Here is a 15,529-nt window from a genome sequence, read left to right as displayed (position 1 = left end):
CGGTCGCGACCTACCTGAACGCACAGATCGACGCCGGCGCGCAGGCGGTGATGATTTTTGACAGCTGGGGCGGTGTGCTGGCCGACGGCAAGTTCCAGGAATTCAGCCTGGCCTACACCAAGCGTGTGCTGGCGCAACTCAAGCGCACCGACAGCACCGGCGCCACCGTGCCGCGCATCGTGTTCACCAAGGGGGGCGGCCTGTGGCTGGACGACATGAAGGGCCTGGACTGCGAAGCCCTGGGCCTGGACTGGACGGTGAACCTGGCCAAGGCGCGCGCCGCGGTGGGCGATTCGAAAGCCCTGCAAGGCAACATCGACCCCAACGTGCTGTTCGCACCGCCCGAAGCGATCGAGCGCGAAGTGGCGGCCGTGCTGGAGAGTTTCGGCACCCCCCACCAGGGCGCGGGCACCGGCCCCACCCACATCTTCAACCTGGGCCACGGCATCAGCCAGTTCACCCCGCCGGAACACGTGAAGGTGCTGGTGGACGCGGTGCACGCGCATTCCAAGCGCCTGCGCGCGCAGGGCTGACACGGGGTGCGCGCCGGGCCCGCGCGGCCCGGCACAAGTAAGCCTAAAGACCCCAGGCACCGGCCCATAGCACAAAACCCGGCCAAAACAGCACTTGACACGCCTCACTTATGCACATTTTTCGTGCTGCGGCGCGACAACGGTGCCCAGCCGGTCTGCCCCGCCATCGCAGCCAGGGCAATCTTCGTAAGTGGTTGATTTGATTGACTTTAGATTTTTGCTTTTTTTCTAGGCAATTTAAGAAAGGCCTTGATTTACAAGGCTTCCGGGGCCCGAAAACGCAGCTATCAACAAAGTTATCCACAGAAGCTGTAGACAGTTCGGGAAGACCCTTTAAATCAACGACTTACATCGCACTCCGACAGTTTCACTGAGAAAAACCTTCCAAGATGAGCTTCTGGCCCGGTGTGGTGGTGGCCACCCCAGCCCACAGCGGTGTGGGTGGCATCCTGAGTTACCGGAGTGAGTCGCCGCTCACGCCGGGGGCTTTGGTGCGGGTACCGCTGGGTTCCCGCGAGGTCCTGGGCGTGGTGTGGGACTGCCCGGCCACGCCGCCCGAGGGCCTGAGCGAAGCCCAGACCAAACCGGTGGCGGGCGCGCTCGAAGGGCTGCCGCCGCTGAACGAGCGCTGGCGCCAGCTGGTGCGGTTTTCTGCGCAGTACTACCAGCGCAGCCTGGGCGAGGTGGCCCTGGCCGCCCTGCCGCCCCAGTTGCGCGAACTGGACGCGGCACAGCTGGCCCGCCGCCTGCAACGCCGCGACAAGAAAGCCAGCACCGCCGAAACCCTGCCCGCGCAGGCGGTGACCGGCCACGACCTCAGCGCCGAACAGGTGCTGGCCCTGCAGGCCCTGGCCGAGGCCACCGAGCCGGTTCTGCTGTACGGCGCCACCGGCAGCGGCAAGACCGAGGTGTACCTGCGCGCCACCCAGGCCGTGCTGGAAACGCCCACGCCCGAGGGCGAGCCGCCCACCCAGGTGCTGGTCATGGTGCCGGAGATCAACCTGACGCCGCAGCTGGAGGCGCGCTTTCGCGAACGTTTCGAGCCCGCCTTTGGCGCCGGCCGCGTGGTCAGCCTGCACAGCGGCATGACGCCGGCGCAGCGCCTGGCCAGCTGGCTGGCGGCGCACACCGGGACGGCGCGCATCGTGCTGGGCACGCGCATGGCGATTTTTGCCAGCCTGCCGGGGCTGCGGCTGATCGTGGTCGACGAAGAACACGACCCCAGCTACAAGAGCCAGGAAGGCGCGCGCTATTCGGCCCGCGACCTGGCGGTCTACCGCGCCAAGGTGGAGACCGAGGCGCTGGCCGCCGCCGGGCAGGCCGCGCGCTGCCAGGTGGTGCTGGGCTCGGCCACGCCCTCGCTGGAGAGCTGGCACGCCGCCGAACAGGGGCGCTACCAGCGGCTGGACATGCCCGGGCGCATCGGCGGTGGCGCCCTGCCCCGGCTGCGTCTGGTGGACATGAACCACCAGCCCAAGGGCGCGGCCATCGCCCCGCCGCTGCTGGCCGCGATGGAAGAACGCATCGCCCGCGGCGAGCAGTGCCTGGTGCTGCTCAACCGCCGCGGTTATGCGCCGGTGCTCTCATGCGACGCCTGCGGCTGGAAGAGCGGCTGCCCACACTGCAGCGCGTTCCGCGTGTTCCACAAGCTCGACCGCACGCTGCGCTGCCACCACTGCGGCTTCACGCAGCGCGTGCCGCGCGCCTGCCCTGACTGCGGCAACCTCGACATCGCGCCCGTGGGCCGCGGCACCGAACAGGTGGAAGAACAGCTGGCCCAGCTGCTGCAGGACGTGAAGCGCACCGACGGCGGCCCGGTGCGCGTGGCCCGCATGGACGCCGACACCACCAAGGCCAAGGGCAGCCTGGAAGCCCAGCTGGCCGCGCTGCACAGTGGCGAGGTGGACGTGCTGGTGGGCACCCAGATGGTGGCCAAGGGGCACGACTTCCGCCGCATCACCCTGGTGGCCAGCATCAACGCCGACGCCGCCCTGTTCGCCAGCGACCACCGCGCGCCCGAGCGCCTGTTTGCGTTGCTGATGCAGGCCGCCGGCCGCGCCGGGCGCGACGCCCAGCACGCCGGCGCGAGCGAGATGTGGGTGCAGACCTGGCACCCGGAACACCCGCTGTTCGCCGCCCTGAAGCGCCACGACTACCCGGCCTTCGCCGCCGAACAGCTGGCCGAACGCGAGATCGCGGGCATGCCGCCGCACGGTTTTCAGGCGCTGCTGCGGGCCGATGCGCGCACGCAGGCGGCGGCGCAGGCCTTTCTGAACATCGCGGCCGAACAGGCGGCCGGCCTGCCACACCGCGACGACATCACGCTCTACCCGGCGGTGCCGCTGACCATCCAGCGCGTGGCCAACGTGGAGCGCGCCCAGCTGCTGGTGGAAACGCATTCGCGCGCGGCGCTGCAGCGTTTTCTGGGCGCCTGGCAGCCGGTGCTGCACGCCTGCCGCAGCGCCCCCGAAGCGCGCGGCCTGATCCGCTGGGCGGTGGACGTGGACCCTTTGAGCATCTGACCCGGACACCGCATGGACTTTTTGCGCTCGGCGGCCCTGCTGGCCATTCGCGGCTACCAGCGCTTCATCTCACCATACAAGGGCTTTGTCTGCGCCTACCGGGTGCAAACCGGGCGCTGCAGCTGTTCGCAGCTGGGCTACCGCGCCATCCGCCGTTTTGGGCTGGGCGGCGGCTGGTGGGTGCTGCGCCAGCGCACGGCCCTGTGCGGCGTGGTGCACCGGCGGCACACGCCCGTGCGACCGCGCCCGCCGGCGCGTGAGCGCGGTGATTGCGACCTCCCCTGCGATGCCCCCTGCGATCTGGACCTGTCCGGCGGGCACGGGCGGATCGGCCTGTGCGACGCCTGCAGCTGCTGCGACGCCGGCAGCTGCGACTGGCCGTCGCGCCAGGAGCGCGCGGACCGCAAAGACCGGCGGCGGGACGGGCGGCAGGTGTACATCCCGCCCTATGCCGACCTGGGCCGCGGCGCACGCGAGCCGCGCCCGGGCGAGCGGCGCTGAAAGGACCGCACTGTCACGGGCCTTTCACGCAGGCGCGCCAGAATCCGTGCTGTGCTTGATGTCCGACACAGAACGGACGGCACATCCCGGCCACCCTCGCGGTGGCCGATCCATTTGGGGTGCACCGCACGCTGTCACGGGGTTTTCACGCAGCGTTCATAGGCTGCCAGATTCCATCCACGCACCCGAGCCCCCCCATGCGACTGCTTGCCCACACCCCACCGGCCTGGCCCCTGGCCCTGGTCTGCGCCCTGACACTCGCCGCTTGTGGCGGCGGCAGCGACGCGCGCCCCTCTCCCGCCACCGACACCCTGGCCATCCCGAGCCTGGGCTTCACCGCACCCGGTGAAAGCCTGGACCTGGCCAACTACACGCTGGTGGGCCAGTACGGGCTGTCGGTGGGCAGCGGCGCCAACCTGCTGGCGGGCGAGGTGTCGGCCGTCACCTGGAACCAGGACACCGACACGCTGTTCATCGTCGGCGACAACGGCACCTCGGTCACGCAGATCGGCAAGACCGGCCAGCTCATCGACACCATGACGCTGCCGGCCGACGCCACCAAACCGCAGGGCACCTATTACTACGACCCCGAAGGCATCACCTACATCGGCGGCGGCCAGTTCGTGCTGAGCGAAGAGCGCTACCGCCAGGTGACGCGTTTCACCTACGCCGCGGGCACCACGCTGGACCCGGCCACCGCGCAGACGGTCAAACTCGGCACCACCATCGGCAACACCGGTTTCGAGGGCATCAGCTTCGACCCGGTGACCGGCGGCTACATCATCGTGAAAGAAAAAACGCCGCTGGGCATCTTCCAGACCGGCATCGACTTCACCGCCGGCACGGCCACCAACGGCTCGCCGACCGCGACCGGCTCGACCAACCTGTTCGACCCGGCGCTGGCCGATGCCGTGGCCGATTTCGGCGACGTGTATGCGCTGTCCAACGTGCTGCCCATCGGCGCCGCCGACCGCGAACACCTGATGGTGCTGAGCCAGGAGTCGGGCCGCATCCTCAAGATGGACCGCAGCGGACAGGTGCTGGGCACGCTCGCCATCGAGGTGGCCGCGCAGCACGAAGGCATCACCTTCGACGCGCAGCTCAACATGTACGTCACCAACGAACTCGGCGCCGGTGGCAGCCGGGGCGAACAGCTCTGGGTGTACGCCCCCACCCGCTCGGCCGCCGCCGTGGGCCTGGGCAGCCACCTGTACCTGACGTTCGACAAACCCGTGGTGGCCGGCAGCGGCAACCTGGTGCTGAGCAACGGCGCGGGCGACGTGCGCAGCATCGCCGTGACCGACACCAGCCAGGTGAGTTTTCGCAGCGCCACGGTGGTGATCAACCCCGCGGCCGACCTGCTGCCGGGCAGCGCCTATTCGGTGCAATACGCCAGCGGTGTGGTCCAGGGCGCCGCGGGTGAAACCGCCGCCGCGGTGAACACCGCCAGCGCGCTGGCCTTCACCACCGTGAGCGACATCACCGTGCCGCAGCTGCTGAGCAGCACGCCCGGCGACGGCGCCCTCAGCGTCACCGGCAGCCGCCTCGTGCTCAGCTTCGACGAGACGGTGAAGGCCGGCACCGGCACGGTCACCATCAGCGATGGCGCCAGCGACGTGCGCGTGATCAACGCGGCCGACACCACGCAGGTGACGATCAGCGGCAGCACGGTGGACATCAACCCCAGCGCCGACCTAGCGCCCGGCACGGCCTACCACCTGCTGGTCAGCGGCAGCGCCTTCACCGACCTGGCGGGCAACCCCTATGTGGGCTGGAGCAACCCGGCGCAGCTGAACTTCAACACCGCTTCGTCGGCCGTGCCCACGGTGCTGAACGCAGGCGACATCCTGTTCATCGGCGCCAACGCGGCGGCGCCCGATGCCTTCGCCTTCGTGCTGCTGCGCGACATCAACGCCGGCACGTCCATCCTGTTCAGCGACCGCGACGCGCTCAACGCCACCAACGAATCGGCCTTCCAGTGGGTGGCCGACGTGGCCTACCCGGTGGGCACCATCGTGACGATCCAGCCCGACCAGAGCAGCGGCATTGCACCCGTGGCCAACCTCGGCCACACGCTGGGCAAGGGCGGCGGCCTGGGCAAGAGCGACGAGACCGTGTTCGCGTTCCAGGGCAGCATCGCCAACCTGAGCAACACCAGCGCGGGCGAGCTCTCACCCCTGCGCTACATCGCGGCCATCAACCTCGGTGTGGCCAGCCCGCTGGACGCGACGCTGCACACCGCGCTGGACGCGGCGGGTGCCTTCATCGCGCACGCCGCCGACAACGCCCTTTTCGCCGGCTCGCTGGCCACCACCGACCTGCCCGCCCTGCGCGCGCGCATTGCCAACACCACGAACTGGAGCACCAACGACAGCGCGACCGGCTTCGCGATCACCAACAACTCGCTGTTCCCCTGAGCGAGCCCCCGTGCCCAGCGCCCGCGGCATGACGGGCGGCACATCCCGGCCACCCTCGCGGTGGCCGATCCATTTGGGGACGCCCTCAGGGCAGTTGGCGCGTCAGAAAGTGGCCGTTCGGGATGCGCGTGGCCGCGAAGAACGCGTCCTCGCTCAGGCCGTCGATCAGGTACCGCAGGCAGCGCACCACGAAGCCGTGCGAGACCAGCAGCACGGTGCGGCCCTCGTGCTCTTCGCGCAGGCGCTGCAGGCCCCGCGCCACGCGGTCCACCACGGCGCGGGTGGACTCGGCGCCGGGCGGCTCTTCGTCCCAGCGGTAGGCGGCGTTGCGGGCCGCCAGCTCGGGGTAGCGCTGCGCCGCTTCGGCTTCGGTCAGGCCTTCGAACACACCGAAGTCGCGCTCGCGGAAATCGGCGTCCAGCCGCGGAGTCAGCCCCAGGCGCTGCGCCGCAGGCTCGGCGGTCTGGCGGGCGCGCAGCAGCGGCGAAACGACCAGCACCTCGATGCCTGCGGGCAGCGAGGCCGCCAGCGCCCCGGCCTGCGCGTGACCGGTGGCGTTCAGCGGCGCGTCGATGCGACCTTGCCAGCGGTCTTCGGTGTTGAGGTCGGTCTCGCCATGGCGGGCCAGCAGCAGGGTGATGGACATGGAGCAAGGGTCGCGGTGTGGAAGGCGGCCATCATCGCACCGCGCACAAAAAAGCCCCCGGGGCCGAAGCCGCGGGGGCAGGGGCAGGAAACACCTGCCTGATCAACGCGTCATTTCAGTCCCTCACGGCTGGACATCGAACCGGTCGAGCTCCATCACCTTGGTCCAGGCCGCCACGAAGTCGCGCACGAACTTGCCGCCGTTGTCGTTCTGCGCATAGACCTCGGCGATGGCGCGCAGCTGCGAGTTGGAACCGAAGGCCAGGTCGACGCGGGTGGCCGTCCACTTCACGGCCCCGGTCTGGCGGTCGCGGCCTTCGTAAGCGTTGTCACCGGTCGGCTGCCAGGCGGTGGACATGTCCACCAGGTTCGTGAAGAAGTCGTTCGTCAGCTGGCCCGGGCGCTGGGTGAACACGCCGGCCTTCGATCCGCCGTGGTTGGCGCCGAGCACGCGCAGGCCACCGACCAGCACCGCCATCTCGGGCGCGCTCAGGGTGAGCAGTTGCGCCTTGTCGAGCAGCATCTCTTCCGGCGAGACGCGGTAGGCCGTCTTGCGGTGGTTGCGGAAGCCGTCGGCCAGCGGTTCGAGCACGGCAAAGGATTCGGCGTCGGTCTGCTCGGCCGTGGCGTCGGTGCGGCCGGGGGTGAAGGGCACCTGCACCGCGTGGCCGGCGGCCTGGGCGGCGGCCTCCACGCCGGCGTTGCCGGCCAGCACGATCAGGTCGGCCAGCGACACCCGCTTGCCACCCGCCTGGGCGCCGTTGAAGGCGGTCTGGATGCCGTCAAGCACGGCCAGCACTTTGGCGAGTTGCTCGGGCTGGTTGACGGCCCAGTCCTTCTGCGGCGCCAGGCGGATGCGGGCACCGTTGGCGCCGCCGCGCTTGTCGCTGCCGCGGAAGGTCGAGGCCGAGGCCCAGGCGGTCGAGACCAGTTCGCTCACCGACAGGCCGGACACCAGCACCTGGGTCTTGAGCGCGGCGATATCGCGGGCGTCGATCAGCGGGTGGTCGACCGCGGGCACCGGGTCCTGCCAGATCAGGTCTTCGGCCGGCACCTCGGGGCCCAGGTAGAGCGTCTTCGGGCCCATGTCGCGGTGGGTCAGCTTGAACCAGGCGCGGGCGTAGGCGTCGGCAAACTCATCGGGGTGGGCGGCGAAGTGGCGCGAGATCTTCTCGTAGGCCGGGTCGAAGCGCAGCGAGAGGTCGGCCGTGGTCATCACGGGCGGGTGCTTCTTGCTGGGGTCGTGGGCGTCGACCACCATGTCCTCGGGCGCCACGTCCTTGGCGCGCCACTGGATGGCGCCGGCCGCGGTGGTCATCTGTTCCCACTCGTACTTGAACAGCACGGTGAAGTAGCCCATGTCCCACTGCGTGGGGTTGGGTTTCCAGGCGCCTTCAAAGCCGCTGGTGGTGGTGTCGCCGCCCTTGCCGCTGCCGTGCTGGTTGATCCAGCCCAGGCCCATGGCTTCGATCGGCGCGGCCTCGGGTTCGGGGCCGACCAGGGCCGCGTCGCCCGCGCCGTGCATCTTGCCGAAGGTGTGGCCGCCGGCCACCAGGGCCACCGTTTCATGGTCATTCATGGCCATGCGGGCGAAGGTTTCGCGCACGTCGCGGCCGCTGGCCACCGGGTCGGGCTTGCCGTCCGGGCCTTGCGGGTTCACATAAATCAGGCCCATCTGCACGGCAGCCAGCGGGTTTTCCAGGCCGCGCGCGTCCCGGTCGGCGCTGTAGCGGCTGTTCGGCTTGTCGCTGGTGGCCAGCCACTCTTTTTCGGCGCCCCAGTAAACGTCTTCTTCCGGCGCCCAGACGTCGGCCCGACCGCCGCCGAAGCCGAAGGTCTTGAAGCCCATGGTTTCCATGGCCACGTTGCCGGCCAGGATGAACAGGTCGGCCCACGAAATGGCGTTGCCGTGCTTCTGCTTGACCGGCCAGAGCAGGCGGCGTGCCTTGTCGAGGTTGCCGTTGTCGGGCCAGCTGTTGAGCGGCGCAAAGCGCTGGTTGCCGGTGTTGGCGCCGCCGCGGCCGTCGGCCGTGCGGTAGGTGCCGGCGGCGTGCCAGGCCATGCGGATGAACAGGCCGCCGTAGTGGCCGTAGTCGGCCGGCCACCAGTCCTGGCTCTGGGTCATCAGCGCCGCCAGGTCTTGCTTGAGCGCCGGGTAGTCCAGCTGTTTGAACGCCTCGGCGTAGTCAAAGTCCGGGTCCATGGGGTTGGACACCGGCGGGTGCTGGTGCAGGATGGCCAGGTTCAGCTGGTTGGGCCACCAGTCGGCGTTGGACTGGGCGCCGTGGGTGGCACGGGCACCGCCGGCGGCGTGGAAGGGGCATTGGGCTTCGGCATTCGGGTGGCTCATGGTGATCTCCTGGGGGTGAAACAGAACGGCTGGGGACTGGACAACTCAGCTGGCCGCGGCCAGGGCGGCCAGGGCGTCCAGCCAGCCGGTGCCGAGGGTGCTGGAGGCTTGGAACAGCGTCATGACAGGCTCCTGTGTGTGAGTGGGAGCCCAGACTTTAGGTTCAACCTATCAACAAGTCGATTCAATTGATTGAATCAATGCGATAGCGCGCACCAATGCCGCGGCGCCGCACGGGGCGGCGCGCCTTCAGGTCAGCAGCGTGACGGCCCCGGAGAAGCTGAGGAAGGCCGCGACCGTCGTCACCAGGATGATGCGGGCGATGCGCCCGTTGTCGGCCCCCAGGCGCTCGGCCAGCAGGGACACGTTGCTGGCGCTGGGCAGGGCCGCGACCAGCACCATCACCGTCAGGGCAAACGGGTCCAGCGGCAGGCCCAGCTGCCGCGCCGCCGAGCCCACGGCCAGCACCAGCAGGGGGTGCAACAGCAGCTTCATCAGCGCCACCGGCAGGAAGTCGCTGGTGGGCATGGGGTGGCTGCTCTGGATCTGAGAGCGCGCCAGCACCGCGCCGATGGTGAACAGCGCCACCGGCGACGCCGCGTCGGCCAGCAACCAGGCGGTTTTTTCCACCGGGCCGGGCAGGCGGAACTGGTAGAAGGACGCCACCGCCCCGAGCAGGATGGCCCAGGGCATGGGGTTGGCGGCCACGCCTTTGAGCGCCTTCTTGCCGGCGTCCAGCATGGCGGCGCGGCCGTGGCCCTCGCCCTCGTCCAGCCGCGAGAGCGCCACGCACAGCGAACTGGTGATGACCATGTCCACCAGCATGGTCAGGATGGTCGGCCCCGCCGCGGCCGGCCCCAGCAGCGCCACCAGCAGCGGCACACCCATGAAGCCGGAGTTGGGGAACGCCGCCACCAGCGCCCCCAGCGAGGCGTCGTTCCAGCGGATGCGGCTGTTCATCGACATCACCACGGCGAAGCCCACCATGACCAGGGCACACAGCAGGTAGACGCCGGCCACCGCAGCGTCCAGCAGCTCGGCGATCGGCGTGGTCGAGCCGAAGCGGTAGAGCATGCACGGCAGGGCGAAGAACAGCACGAAGCCGTTGAGCCCGGGGATCGCTTCGAGCGGCAGCATGCGCCGGTGCGCAGCCAGGTAACCGGCGAGCACGAGCGCAAAGAACGGGAAGGTGACCAGCAGGATGTTCAGCACGGGGGCCGATTGTGGCAGCAGGCACCGCCCGTCGACCCGGTCGCGCCGCCCGCGGGTCGTCGGCGCGACAGCGCTTCAGGTCGGCGTGTCAGCGGCCGATCAGGGACAGAACGTTAAGCTCACCAGTTACAACTAGAAACCTCAAGACACATCTTCAGGTTGTTCAGGGAAGTGTTTTCCATGCGTCTGTCACGCTTTTCGCCGCGCCTGCCCGTTCTGGCCCTGGGCGCGGCCCTGACCCTGCTGGCCGGCTGTGCCGGCCCCCGATTCACCGTCGACGACGGCCGCGCAGTCAACCCGGTGCTGCTCGAACAGATCGGCCTCTACGGCAAGGGCGAACAGGTGCTGCGCCCCGCCATCCGCCGATCGGCCGACCTGGCCGACCCCGACTGCGACCGCCAGTGGGAACTGCCGTTTGCCCTGGCCAGCAGCCAGGGCTGGGACGAAAACGACCGCGTGGCCTGGGTGCGCGCCCTGGGCGTGGACGAGCGCCTGACCGTGGTGGCCCACAGCGCCGATTCGCCCCTGAAAAAAGGCGCCCGGGTGACCGACATCGACGGTTACACCAGCGGCGACCCGGCCGACCTGCTGGAACGCCTGGGCCGCCTGCGCGACCGCGGCGACGCCTTCGAGCTCAACACCCAAAGCGGCCAGCCGGTGAAGGTGCAGCCGTTCGAGGTCTGCCGCGGCTACACCCGCCTGGCCCCGCCCAACACGCCCGAGCTGCAGGACTACCACTGGCTCATGAGCTACCACCCGCTGGAGCTGGCGCGCACGGACCTGACCGAGGACGAGGCGCTGTGGACCGTGCTGTGGACGCAGGGCCTGTCGGAAGAAGGCGGCGCGCGCATGAAGACCTACCACTACGGCACCAGCATCCTCAGCTCGCTCTACACCGTGGCCACGCTGGCCTCGGGCCTCAAGGGCGCGGCCATGGCGGCCGAAGCGGCGGTGAGCGCGGCGCAAAAGGCCGCCGCCACGGCCGCGACCGAGATCCTCAGGCAGCAGCTGATCGACCAGGCCAAGAGCTTTGCGGCCAGCCGCCTCCGCGACCAGCTGACCAAGAGCGTGCAGTCGCTCACCCAGGCGCAGGTGGTGGCCAGCATGCAGCAGGTGGCGGCCAACCGCGGCCTGCTCGGCGGCATCTCGCGCGTGGCGGCCACCACCTTCGACCAGGCCGATGGCTGGGCCTACGCGCGCATGCAGCGGCTCAAGGCCGACCCGCTAGCCGGCTTTCGCCTGCACCAGAAGCTGCTCGAACGCAGCCTGCTGAGCAACGCCATCGCACTCGACCCCGAGCGCATGGAAAGCCTGCAGGCCCTGACCCAGAAAGACGGCCGCCAGGAAGACGTGATCGCCATCCTCAAGGGCATCCGCCCCGAGACGCTGGACTTCGACGTGGGCGACATGCCGCTGGCCTCGGCCCCGCAGGCCTTCGGCTACGACGAGCTGCCCAACCGCGGCCGCGACCCGTACGCGCTGGGCCTGGTCGAAGCCATGCTGGGCATGGGCGACGGCGCCATGCCCACCACGATGCCCAGCGCCACCAGCCGCTGACCGTTCGCCAGCCCACCGCCCCATCCCCGCAACCGCCCCGCCGCGACCACCCGATGCCACGCCACCCCGCCCATCTGCCCCGTCTGTTGCCCACCACCGCTGCGGCCCTGCTGACCTTGTGGAGCGGCATCGCCCTGGCCCAGAGCCCCGTCCCCGATCCCGGCACGGCTGCGCCAGCAGTGGCCACCACCGCTGCAGCACCGGCACCGGCAGCAACGCCCAGCCCCGCGCCGCTGGCCGTAGGCACCGTCACCCCGCCCGTGGTGGCCACGGTCGCTGCCGACCCCATGGCCGCCATGCCCACCGCCGCCCCGGCCGTGTCCGGCGCCGTGCAGGACACCTGCGCCAGCGTGAGCGACCGCGCCATGGCCAGCGACCTGCGCGCCGCCACCGCCCAGTCGAAAAAGGCCGACAGCGCCCAGCTCGCGCGCCTGGTGGACGAGTCCATCGCGCTGTGGACGCTGGCCGTGCAGCGCTGCGAAGGCCGCGGCCAGGAACGCGCGCGCCGCAACCTGACCGACAGCGAACGCAGCCGCCAGGCGCTGGCCGGCCAGCTCGGCGCCAGCCCCGCCTGCACCGCCGGCCAGCGGGACGCCGGCAGCCTGCAGGACATGGCCCAGCAGGCGGTGCGCGAACGCCGCTGGCAGGACGCCGCCCTGCTCTACCGCAAGGCCGAAAACATGTGGGACGTGACGGCCGAGCGCTGCGCCGGCGAAGCCCAGCAGACCGCGCTGCAGCGGCGCGACCAGACCGCCACCGACGCCCACAACGCCGAACACTGCGCCCCGGTGTTTGAAAAGGCCCGCCACCAGAGCCAGGCCCTGCGCCGCGTGGCGGGCGAGCGCAGCAGCCCCGAGAAACAGACCCATTCACAAGCCGCCGAAACCCTGTGGCGCGAGGCGCTGAACCAGTGCCGCGGCACGGCGCAGGACGTGGCGCGCAGCAACGCCGACCAGATCGGCCGCGACCGCGGCACGCCCTGGGTGGCCACCGCCGTGCCCGTCGCCCCGGTGGTGCTGGCCCTGCCCGCCGCCCCGACATCCGCACCCTCAACGGCGGCCCCTGCGAGCGTGGCCCCGCCCGCCCTGGCCAGCAGCCTGGCCGCCGGCGCCGGCACGGCGGCCGTGGCGGCGGCCGACACCGCCGCTGCCGCAGCAGCTCCCGCGGCCGCGTCGCCCAGCCTGTTCCAGAGCCTGTCCCAAGCGCTGACCGCGCCGGTGACCGCCGTCGTGGCGGCCGTGGCCCCGGGCGCCGCGGCCACCAGCGGCCCGCAGGACATGGACCTGCAAGCCGGCGACACCCGGTTCGTCGGCCGCTTCGTGCGCGAGGGCAACACCCTCACCGGCAACGGCCAGATCCGCTGGGCCAACGGCGACCAGTACCAGGGCGACATCGTCCAGGGCCGGCGCCACGGCCAGGGCAGCTTCGCCTGGGCCAGCGGCCAGCGCTACAGCGGCCCCTGGGTCAACGACGAACCACAGGGCAAAGGGCAGATGGGCTTTGCCAACGGCGACCAGTACGAAGGCGACGTGGTGCAGGGCCTGCCGCAGGGCCAGGGCCGCATGCGCTACGCCAGCGGCGACGTCTTCGAAGGCCGCTTCAGCCGCGGCCGGCCCGACGGCGAAGGCCTGTACCGCTGGGCCAACGGCCAGAGCTACGAAGGCCCCTGGGTCAACGAACAGCCACACGGCCAGGGCAAGCTGCGCTACGCCAACGGCAACGTCTACGAAGGCCAGCTGGCGTTCGGCAAGCCCGAAGGCACTGGCCGCCTGACGTTTGCCACCGGCGAACGGTACGAGGGCGCGGTCACGCAGGGGCTGCCCCACGGTGAAGGCCGCTACCTCTGGACCAACGGCGACCAGTACAGCGGCCAGTGGCAACAAGGCCGCAAACACGGCAAGGGCCGCATGCAATGGTCCAACGGCGACGCCTGGGAAGGCCGCTTCGAGAACGACAGCCAGAGCGCCGAGGGCACGCTCACGCGCAAGGGCGGGTAGGACAAAGGCCCCCACGCTCCGCCGCTCGCGCGGGTCGCTGCCCCCGGGGGGGCTGGGCCTGCCTTGGGGCGGCCCGGCGGCAGACCAATCTCCCCCTGCGCCGCTGCGCGGCTTCCCCCTCTGTGGCGCGCCTGCGGCGCTTCGAGGGTGACGCACCCAGTGGCCCGGCCAAGCCGGTTCCACGGGTGCCCTCGCCACAGGCACGGGCTTCGGCAGGCCTCCCGGCCCCTGCGCCATGGGAAGATGCGCCGCCATGCGCCTGCCGCCCACCCCGTTTCGCCTTGACCCGCACCTGATCGCCGCCCTGCTGGCCGCCGTGCCGGTGTGGGCCGCGCTGGGTCTGTGGGCCGGGCCGTGGCTCCGGGCGCCGGCCGGCGCATGGGGCTGGTTCTCGCTGCTGCTGCTGATGCCGCTGCTGGAAGAATGGGTGTTCCGCGGCCTGCTGCAGACCCAGCTGTTGCACGTGACCGCGGTGAACGGCCAGCCCCGACGCTGGGGCCCCATCAGCTGGGCCAATGGCCTGACCACGCTGGCTTTCGTCGCCCTGCACCTGCCCACCCAGCCGCTGCTGTGGGCGCTGGCAGTGACCGCCCCCTCGCTGGTGCTGGGCCACCTGCGCGAGCGGCTGCGCAGCGTCTGGCCCGCCATCGGCGTGCACGTGGCCTACAACGCCGGCTTTGCCCTCACGGCGCTGCTGCTGCGGGGCTGACCGCCCCCGTCGGGACCGCGCGGGTCGGTATCATCCAGCCTCCGTTTCCCGATCACCCGACGGCGTGCTTCCGCGCACGCCGCTCCACCCGCCCCTTCCCATGTCCTCCCCCGCCGGCCCCGGCCTGAACCAGGCCCAGCTCGACGCCGTTCACCACCTGGGTGGCCCCTGCCTGGTGCTGGCGGGCGCCGGCTCGGGCAAGACGCGGGTGATCACGCACAAGATCGGCCGCCTGATCCAGGCCGGACTGGCGCCCGACCGCATCGCGGCCATCACCTTCACCAACAAGGCCGCCGCCGAAATGCGCGAACGCGCCGGCCACCTGGTGGGGCGCGACGCGCGCAAGGTGCTGATCTGCACCTTCCACGCGCTGGGCGTGCGCCTGCTGCGCGAAGACGGCGAGGTGCTGGGCCTGAAGAAGAACTTCAGCATCCTGGACACCGACGACATCACCGGCCTGCTCAAGGACTGCGGCGGCACCACCGACGCCAACACCGCGCGCGCCTGGCAGTGGACCATCAGCGGCTGGAAGAGCGCGGGCCTCACGTCGGCCGAGGCGCTGCAACAGGCCAAGGACGAAGACGAACGCGTGACCGCGACCATCATGGCGCGCTACGAGGAGCGCCTCTCCGCCTACCAGAGCGTGGACTTCGACGACCTGATCAGCCTGCCGCTGAAACTGCTGGGCCAGCACGAGGACGTGCGCACCCGCTGGCAGCAGAAGATGGGCCACGTGCTGGTCGACGAGTACCAGGACACCAACGCCACGCAGTACGAGCTGCTCAAGCTGCTGGTGGGCGAACGCGCGCGCTTCACCGCCGTGGGCGACGACGACCAGTCCATCTACGGCTGGCGCGGCGCCACGCTGGACAACCTGAAACGCCTGCCGCAGGACTTTCCCGAGCTCAAGGTGATCAAGCTGGAGCAGAACTACCGCTCCACCAGCGCCATCCTGCGCGCGGCCAACAACGTGATCGGCCCCAACCCCAAGCTGTTCCCCAAGACGCTGTGGAGCGACCTGGGCGAAGGCGAGCCGGTGCGCGTGGTCGATGCCGACAACGAAGAGCACGAGGCCGAGCGCGCGGT

Annotated in this window: 11 protein-coding genes; 8 read left to right on the top strand and 3 right to left on the bottom strand. The window is 70.5% G+C overall.

Annotated elements, in window-relative coordinates; all coding sequences use genetic code 11:
- The 4 genes from RMP09_RS20805 to RMP09_RS20790 all read left to right on the top strand — a co-directional run.
- Window positions 1–533, top strand: a 533-nt coding sequence (locus RMP09_RS20805; protein ID WP_310567882.1) for a uroporphyrinogen decarboxylase family protein, incomplete at its 5' end; no start/stop codon positions are given.
- A gap of 389 nt (window positions 534–922) precedes the next feature.
- On the top strand, window positions 923–3,055 hold the full coding sequence (gene priA, locus RMP09_RS20800; protein WP_310567881.1) for a primosomal protein N': 2,133 nt from the start codon (window positions 923–925) through the stop codon (window positions 3,053–3,055).
- 12 nt (window positions 3,056–3,067) lie between these two features.
- A complete protein-coding gene (gene yidD / locus RMP09_RS20795; protein ID WP_310567880.1) occupies window positions 3,068–3,556 on the top strand; it encodes a membrane protein insertion efficiency factor YidD in 489 nt (162 codons plus the stop codon).
- A 197-nt stretch (window positions 3,557–3,753) separates the two neighbouring features.
- Window positions 3,754–5,973, top strand: coding sequence for an SdiA-regulated domain-containing protein (locus RMP09_RS20790; RefSeq protein ID WP_310567879.1), 2,220 nt, complete (start codon window positions 3,754–3,756; stop codon window positions 5,971–5,973).
- A gap of 85 nt (window positions 5,974–6,058) precedes the next feature.
- On the opposite strand, the gene RMP09_RS20785 is transcribed toward RMP09_RS20790, so the two are convergent.
- From RMP09_RS20785 to RMP09_RS20775, 3 genes are all read right to left on the bottom strand, one after another.
- A complete protein-coding gene (locus RMP09_RS20785; protein WP_310567878.1) occupies window positions 6,059–6,619 on the bottom strand; it encodes a histidine phosphatase family protein in 561 nt (186 codons plus the stop codon).
- A 123-nt stretch (window positions 6,620–6,742) separates the two neighbouring features.
- Window positions 6,743–8,968, bottom strand: coding sequence for a catalase/peroxidase HPI (gene katG, locus RMP09_RS20780; protein ID WP_310567877.1), 2,226 nt, complete (start codon window positions 8,966–8,968; stop codon window positions 6,743–6,745).
- Window positions 8,969–9,217: 249 nt separating this feature from the next.
- Entirely contained in the window at window positions 9,218–10,180 is a 963-nt protein-coding gene (locus tag RMP09_RS20775; RefSeq protein WP_310567876.1) for an AEC family transporter, read from the bottom strand.
- A gap of 180 nt (window positions 10,181–10,360) precedes the next feature.
- Between RMP09_RS20775 and RMP09_RS20770 the strand changes: the two genes are divergently transcribed.
- From RMP09_RS20770 to RMP09_RS20755, 4 genes are all read left to right on the top strand, one after another.
- On the top strand, window positions 10,361–11,737 hold the full coding sequence (locus RMP09_RS20770; protein ID WP_310567875.1) for a hypothetical protein: 1,377 nt from the start codon (window positions 10,361–10,363) through the stop codon (window positions 11,735–11,737).
- 53 nt (window positions 11,738–11,790) lie between these two features.
- A complete protein-coding gene (locus tag RMP09_RS20765; RefSeq protein ID WP_310567874.1) occupies window positions 11,791–13,734 on the top strand; it encodes a hypothetical protein in 1,944 nt (647 codons plus the stop codon).
- Window positions 13,735–13,987: 253 nt separating this feature from the next.
- The gene (mrtJ, locus tag RMP09_RS20760; RefSeq protein ID WP_310567873.1) at window positions 13,988–14,443 is read left to right on the top strand and encodes a JDVT-CTERM system glutamic-type intramembrane protease MrtJ; all 456 of its coding nucleotides are present in this window, start codon (window positions 13,988–13,990) and stop codon (window positions 14,441–14,443) included.
- A gap of 100 nt (window positions 14,444–14,543) precedes the next feature.
- A partial coding sequence (locus RMP09_RS20755; RefSeq protein WP_310567872.1) for an ATP-dependent helicase occupies window positions 14,544–15,529 on the top strand: 986 nt, incomplete at its 3' end.

It is taken from the genome of Hydrogenophaga sp. (genome assembly GCF_031426985.1).
GTDB lineage: Bacteria > Pseudomonadota > Gammaproteobacteria > Burkholderiales > Burkholderiaceae_C > Hydrogenophaga.
This window is presented reverse-complemented; position numbering and strand designations above follow the sequence as displayed.